At 44.6% G+C, this 7,672-nt stretch carries 6 protein-coding genes; 3 read left to right on the top strand and 3 right to left on the bottom strand.

Translation table 11 applies throughout. The features are described from left to right. A partial coding sequence (locus tag PLH26_RS18180; protein ID WP_324587454.1) for a LytR/AlgR family response regulator transcription factor occupies nucleotides 1-493 on the top strand: 493 nt, incomplete at its 5' end. On the opposite strand, the gene PLH26_RS18175 is transcribed toward PLH26_RS18180, so the two are convergent. Then, nucleotides 480-2,090, bottom strand: a complete 1,611-nt coding sequence (locus PLH26_RS18175) for a L,D-transpeptidase family protein (protein WP_324587453.1) — start codon at nucleotides 2,088-2,090, stop codon at nucleotides 480-482. The two genes, PLH26_RS18180 and PLH26_RS18175, sit on opposite strands and share 14 nt — an antisense overlap. An 83-nt stretch (nucleotides 2,091-2,173) precedes the next feature. Next, a complete protein-coding gene (gene trmD / locus PLH26_RS18170) occupies nucleotides 2,174-2,854 on the bottom strand; it encodes a tRNA (guanosine(37)-N1)-methyltransferase TrmD (protein WP_324587452.1) in 681 nt (226 codons plus the stop codon). A gap of 58 nt (nucleotides 2,855-2,912) precedes the next feature. Between trmD and PLH26_RS18165 the strand changes: the two genes are divergently transcribed. Then, nucleotides 2,913-4,838, top strand: coding sequence for a TonB-dependent receptor plug domain-containing protein (locus tag PLH26_RS18165; protein ID WP_324587451.1), 1,926 nt, complete (start codon nucleotides 2,913-2,915; stop codon nucleotides 4,836-4,838). 64 nt (nucleotides 4,839-4,902) lie between these two features. Here PLH26_RS18165 and PLH26_RS18160 read toward each other — a convergent pair whose 3' ends face one another. Next, nucleotides 4,903-6,696, bottom strand: coding sequence for a chloride channel protein (locus PLH26_RS18160; protein WP_324587450.1), 1,794 nt, complete (start codon nucleotides 6,694-6,696; stop codon nucleotides 4,903-4,905). Between the two features lie 438 nt (nucleotides 6,697-7,134). Here PLH26_RS18160 and PLH26_RS18155 point away from each other — a divergent pair. Further along, a partial coding sequence (locus PLH26_RS18155; protein ID WP_502876408.1) for an amidohydrolase family protein occupies nucleotides 7,135-7,672 on the top strand: 538 nt, incomplete at its 3' end.

Raw genomic sequence — 7,672 nt, 5'->3', positions numbered from 1 at the left:
GTTAGATCTACTGGTATATACACCACAGGTCATTCTTACCACTTCAAAAACCGAATATGCGTATGACGCGTTCCAGTACAATGTTACCGATTATCTTAAGAAGCCGTTTACCTATCAGCGCTTTTTGGAAGCGATACAAAAAGTAAGTAAAAAAACAGAGCAGCTAAATGGCGGCTCCGAGCAGGATCACATGTTCATCAAAACCGATGGCAAACTGATCCGCCTGCACAATGATGACATTCTTTTTATCGAAAGCATGGGCGACTATGTAAAGTTCATTACCCCGGCAAAGAAATATATTACCCACAATACCATCAAAAACTTAGAGACCAAGGTAAACCCACAGGTGTTCATGAAAGTGCACCGCTCCTATATTGTGAATTTTACCAAGATCAATGATATACAGGAAAATGTTTTATTTATAAACGGCAACATGATACCCATCAGCAAAACCCATAAATCGGGTGTGATGCAGAAGATCAATATTTTGTAAACATTTTTTCGGCTATCCGCGCATCATGTCCGTAAATGTCGTCCCTGAAATTCAACACCCCTTTTGAATCTACCCAGGCGGTAAAATAGCCGATAAACACCTTTACCGGCTCTTCCAGCGTAACATATCTTTCTTTACCGCTGTTCATAGCCGCAGTTATTTTTGATGCAGTCCAGGCGCTGTCTTTCCGCAAAAGAAATTCGGCTAACTTCCGGGGTTCATTTAACCGTATGCACCCATGACTGAACGCCCTTTTTGTTTCGCCGAACAAACTTTTCTGGGGCGTGTCGTGCAGGTAAATATTATAGCTGTTGGGGAACAAAAACTTTACCCTGCCCAACGAATTATTGGGGCCGGGCTTTTGCCGCACTACAGGTATGGTGCCCGAATAGCCCGTGATCTCCATATTATGCCGGGCAATATAATTTTTATTCTTTGCTATGCCGGGCATAATTTCATTCTTTACAATGCTCGCAGGTACATTCCAGTAAGGGCTGAATACAACATATTTTAAGTTGCCGCTAAAAACAACCGTATTGTGCTGTGTGGTTCCCACCACCACGTTCATGCTGAACGAAAGGCTCCCGTTTTCAAATACATGCAGTTTAAAGTCAGGAATATTCACCAGCAGGTAGTCGCTGTTTATTTCAGCAGGAACCCATCGCATTCTTTCCAAATTGATCAGCATCTTACGGATAGCAGCCTGTGGCGGCTCGTTCATTTTACGAAGCGTGGCAGCGCCTATAATACCATCGGGCTGCATTCCGTTCCTCAATTGAAATTTTTTAACGGCTGCTTTTAAGGAGTCGTTAAACAACAGGGAACTGTCTGCTGAAGGCATGTCCTGCAAAAGCATCAACCGGTGCTTTATGGCGGCAATAATAGTCCCTGTGTCGCCCTGCTCCAGTTTTTTCCGGGTAGTAACAAGCGGTGGCCACGCTCCCGATCTTTCCATTGCATAATAATCAAGGAGCTTTTGCTTCAGGCGCTGGTAATAAATATTTACGGGCTCATAGCTTGACACTTTTTCACCCTTATGCACAATGAGGGAATCCAGCAGGGCCACTTCATCTATTTTTTTACGCGGGATATACCATTTCAGGTCGGCTGCATTTAAATTACTGTCGCCCTGATAGGCTTTGGCAGCATAACGGAAAAACTGCGTAGTAAGCGATAACTCTGCTTTCAAACGGTTGCTGTCGGTTAAGGGAACAAAATGCCCTCCGGTTTTCAGGGTATCGAACACCTGTTGCAACACCGGGTTGTATAAGCTGCTGTCCCCGCTGTACGCTATATAATCGCTTTGCAAATTCAAAAAATTGTAAGCCTGTTCGGCGGGACCATCATTGAAAAACCAGGCATACTGGTAATTGCGTGCGTTATAAAAACTGCGGAACCGGTTGGCCATAGTATCTGAATACTGCTGTCGCTGAATGTACTGCTCCAAAGCAATGCTGTCAAAAAACAATTGGGTATAAGCATTGGACACGGTAATGGTAGTATCCCTTTGTTCAACTACCGGAGCTGTATGCTCACGGTTATGACATGCCACAAAAAGACAGGATAGCGATATTACAAATACAATACGCTGCTTCATATCAAAAAATTGGTGATCAATGTTGATTCTGCTTCCGAAGCCCATCTTTATAAGTCCCGCAATCACTGTTGCTTAAATATGGACTATTCTTCTTCGGCCATACCGGGTCTTCTTTTTCGGGTTCGTTGCACGGCCGCTTCATAACGCCAGTCGGCTATCTTGCCGGGATCCCCGCTCAGCAAAATTTCCGGCACCTTCCAGCCCCTGTAATCAGCAGGCCGCGTATATACCGGTGGTGCCAGCAAGTTGTCCTGGAAGGAATCAAAAAGTGCGGAAGTCTCATCATTTAAAACACCCGGCAGCAACCGCCCTATTGCATCTACCAATACAGCGGCAGGCAGCTCGCCTCCGCTCAGCACATAATCGCCTATTGAAATTTCTTTCGTTATAAAATGCTCACGCACTCTTTCGTCAATGCCTTTATAATGGCCGCAGATCAGCAGTAAATTTTGCTGTAAAGAAAGTTGATTGGCTGTTTTTTGATTGAACTGTTCACCATCGGGAGTGAGATAGATGATCTCATCGTAAGTCCGGCTTTGGGATAAATGTTCAATGGCATTCACCAGCGGCTCGCACATCATTACCATTCCTGCACCGCCCCCGTACTGGTAATCATCTACCTGCCCGTAAGCATTTACAGCCCATTGCCTTAACCGGTGCACGCCCACCTGCAGCAATCCTTTATCTTTCGCCCGTTTCATTATGGAATGGGAGAGCGGGCTTTCTAACAGTTCCGGCAATACAGTGATGATATCTATGTGCATACCACAAAGATAAAAGCCGTAATCATTATTCGTTCATTTTACTACTTTTGCCGCACGTATGAATATTATAACCAAAGTACTAACTGCCATTTTGCTCATAAGCACTTCTTTTGCGCAGGCTCAGGAAATAGAGTTAGACCCCATTACGGTAACTGCTACCTTAAGCCAGAAAAGAGCTTCAGAAACAGGGCGGAATATTACCATACTAAAAGGCGAACGCATTAAAAACCTGCCGGTACACTCCTTGGACGAATTGCTTCGCTATGTGCCCGGCGTGGAAATACAGGCCCGCGGACCTATGGGTTCGCAGAGCGATATCGTGCTGCGTGGCGGCACATTCCAGCAGGTGCTGGTCATATTAGACGGCATGCGGCTGAATGATCCCAACACCGGTCACTTCAACAGCTATATCCCCATTTCACCGGCTGAAATAGAAAGGATCGAGATCCTGAAAGGCGCCTCTTCCGCCATTCACGGCGCCGATGCGGTAGGAGGTGTAATTTATATCATCACCAAATCATTTGCCGCTAAACAGAACGAGGAGAAAACAAATGTCTCGGCAGGCATTTCCGCAGGCGAATATGGCTTTTTAAATGCCGATGCCGGCTTTTTCTACAGCAAAAACAACCTTAGCATTGGTGGTGGCATATTAACCAATAATGCAAACGGTGTGCAGCAAAGAGGTGCCAAAGGTTTTTTTCATAATACCACAGCATCGGTTTCGGCCAATTACCATCTCAGCTCCAAATGGAATATCGCGTACCGCACGGCATACGATAACCGCGATTTTGCAGCGCAAAATTTCTATACCAGCTTTTTGTCTGATACCGCAACAGAACAGGTATCTTCTTTGTGGAACCAGGTAAGGATCGGCTATCATACCAAAAAACAAAGTCTCTCCATTGATGCAGGCTTTAAATCGGCAAATGATCATTACAGGTACAACAGCAGCTCGGCAGCCAATGAAAACATTTCAAGATTATTCCAGGCACTGCTGCTCTACCAAAACCAGTTGGGTGCAAAAACCATGCTCGTCACCGGGTTGAATTACCAGAAAAAAACGATCCGTTCCAACGACAGGGGCAACCACTCTTTGTATATGGCATCACCGTTCGTTTCCGTTTCGCAACAAATTGCACAACATTTTTTAGTGCGTCCCTCCGCGCAATGGGTGCTGTTTGAGAAAATTTCTGCCGAGCTCGTACCGCAGCTTGATCTTTCCTACAAAATACGCCGCCTGCAATTGCGGGGCAGCGTTGGCAAAACCATCAGGGACGCCGATTTTACGGAACGCTATAACAATTACAACAAGGCGCTCGTTACAAGCGGCAGGATAGGCAACCCGGGGCTTAAAGCCGAAAGATCGTTCAGCTATGAAGCGGGAGCCGACTGGTTTTTGCAGGACAAGCTAAAAGTTTCCGCTACTTTCTTCCAGCGCTTTCATCAGCGGCTGATTGATTACAGCACTACATCCTATAACGAAATGCCGAGAAAAGATAATCTTTCACCTGCAGGCGTATATGCCCTGGCAAAGAATATTGCTGCGGTAAATACTTCGGGTTTTGAAACGGATATTCAGTATATACATACATTGAATGAAAAGCAAAGCATTACCGCATCTGCCGGACTGGTATGGCTCAACAGCAAAAGCAGCGATACAGTTCCCTCTTTTTATATTTCTTCGCACGCCAGATTCCTCACCAATTTTTCTGTTGTTTACCAGTGCCATAATTTTACTGCAAGCGTTAATGGCTTATACAAGAAAAGACAGGAGCAATCCGCTGCTGCGATTCACGCCAGCATAACGCCCGATTATTTTATAATGAACGCTAAATTAGACTACGCATTTTTTCAAAAAGCATTGTCTGTTTTTATACAGGCAGATAATATTTTCAACAGGCAGTACAGCGACTTACTGGGTTCTCCGATGCCCGGCAGGTGGCTGATGGGAGGTGTAAAGTGGCAATGGAGCAAAGGAAATTAATACCCGGCTTACAGCCGAACTTCATCGTTACCGGATAAATATGTTCCAACAAAACCATAGTACCTTACTGCAGATAATCACCCTCACGTTTTAGATTGAGCCGGTATTTATTGAAAATACTGTTCTTGGTAACAAAACCCAGGTATTTGTTATGAAGATCAACAACAGGCAAAACGCGTAAGTCCTGGCTATCCATAATCTGCATAACGTCAAACATCTGCATATCAACCGGTATTACCTTTTGGGCAGGTTGCGCAATATCTTTGATAAGCCTGTAGCGATCTGTTTCATTATCGCTTAACAGGTATTCGAGCAACTGATCGCTGAACAACAGTCCGGTTAATATACCTGCAGTATCTACCACAGGAAAAACGTTCCTGTTTGTATGAATAATGTCGGACCTCCGGCCTTCCAGCGTATCCTCGGGATGCAGGATGACAAAATCCTTTTCGAGGATATATTTTAGCTTGATGCTCCTTAAAACACCATTATCTTTATTTTCCTGTGATAAAAGCGTTCCCTGCTCCGCCAGCGTTTTAGTATAAATAGAATATTTTAAAATAGCCTTGTTAATAAAATAGGCGATAGCAGAAACGATCATTAAAGGTACCATCAGCGTATAGCCCCCCGTAATTTCAGCGGCCAGAAAAACACCGGTAAGCGGCGCATGCATCACCCCGCTGATAGAGGCTGCCATCCCAGCGATCATAAAATTGGTTACATTTAAATGCACCATGCCCGTTTGGTTAAGTCCAAAGGAGAAAACAAAACCCAACAGACCTCCTACTACCACGCTGGGGCCAAACATACCCCCATTGCCACCGCTGGCCATGGTAATAACACTGGCAAATGTTTTACCAAGCATTGACAAGGCGCCAAATAAAACCAATGCCCACCCGATATGCCGGTATTGCGAAAAGAGGCTGTTGCCCAGAAGCGATCCAAAATTACCGTCAAGCAGTTGCTGTATGGTGATATATCCTTCCCCGTAAAGCGCCGGCAATAATGCGATCAGTACACCTAAACATATACCGCCTATCCATGCTTTGGCATATGCATTTCTGATACGGTTGAACTTTTTAAAGAGCAGGCTGTTCAGCCGGCTGTAGAATACAGAATAAAAACCCACGATTATACCCAGGGCTAAGTAATACCAAAAAGCATCCCTTACCCAGTCTTTGGCTACAAGCACAAAAAGTGGTTCATTGTAGATGATGTTAGAAATTACCGATGCAAAGGCCGAAGAGATAAGGAGGGGAATAACAGCAGGAATAGAAAACTGTGGAAGGATTATTTCAATAGCAAAGATCATTCCTGCCACCGGGCTATTGAAGGCTCCCGATATACCGGCGGCTGCCCCGCAGGCAAGCAGCAAGGTTGTTTCCCTGTAATTAAGCCCAAAAAACCTGCCGATATTCGATCCAATCGCCGAGCCGCTAGCTACTGCCGGCGCTTCGAGCCCGGCGGATCCGCCAAGCCCAACCGTTAATGCACTGGATACGATCTGGCTGTAAATATTATGAAAATCAATTTTACCCGAATTACGCGATATATTGTGCAGGATGGCCGGAATACCGTGCTGAAACTTATGCTTTCTTATAAATATGCGGATATAAATGATCGTTAGCAGGATACCTATTAACGGGAAAAAAAGATACAGATAATATTTGTATTCCCAGTGAAGCTCGTTTTGAAGAAAATTTGCAATGAAATGAGTAAGCTGTTTCAAAATAGAGGAAGCGATGCCACCCATAACCCCCACGACTCCGGCAGCCAAAATTAAAAAATTGTTTTTGGAGATATTTTGTTTACGCCAGTCGTTTATTTTATCAAGGTATTTTAGTAATCGCTGATACATCTGAGGTATATAAAAGTGTGTTAAGTAAATGAAAATACGGACCGAACAGACAGCCGGGCCCGACACGTTTCCATCGCAGCTTTTTTTCATTTTTTACGGGCGTCTCTTTACATTTCAATGCGTACTGTTGCAATACGGCGTTAGCATACAATCATGGCAGTTATCCGTGCCGTATGTCTACCGGTAATTTATAATCCCAATACCCACCTCCCGTTCTTTTAAGGTAAGTATATTTCACTTTCATCTGAGGAAATAATTTTTCAACAGTATCACCCGATTCAGCTTTGCTCCATTCAGGAAACATAGATGCCTTACCAGTCCATTCGTTGCATTTTGCCCAACAACACTGATTCCAGACTTTTACTTATGTTCAGTGAAAGGAAGATCTAATCTTTATTACCTATCTTTATTAGACTTCCTCATCAACCTGTTTTTAATATGAAAAATGTATTGCTTTCATTGACCGTGCTGCTTTTGTTTGCATGTAACCCAGGGTCAACCAACAACCCTGCTGAAGGTGCCTTTGTGATACAAAATGTATCGGTGATCCCCATGGACACAGAAACGGTACTTGAAAATCATGATGTATTTATTGCCGATGGAAAAATTACACATATTGTACCGGCAGCAGAAAGCGAACCCGGTAAAGATGCGCTGGTGATTGACGGCACGGGTAAATTCCTCATCCCCGGACTTGCAGAAATGCATGCCCATATGCCACGCGGAGAAGATACAGCCGCAATGAAGGACATACTGGAATTGTTTGTATTGAAGGGCGTTACTACCATTCGCGGTATGCTCGGCGACCCGGCGCATCTCCAATTAAAGGCGCAGTTATCAAAAGGGGAGATCGCCGGACCGCATTTTTACGCGGCTGCTCCCGGATTGTCGGGTGGTTCGGTGAAATCAGTGAAGGACGCGGACAGCCTTGTAAGAAAATACAAAAATGAAGGATACGACCTGCTTAAGCTTTTAC

The organism is Agriterribacter sp., assembly GCF_035444585.1.
GTDB lineage: Bacteria > Bacteroidota > Bacteroidia > Chitinophagales > Chitinophagaceae > Agriterribacter.
Note: the sequence above shows the minus strand (reverse complement) of the source record. Positions and strands in the feature narration are given on the sequence as shown.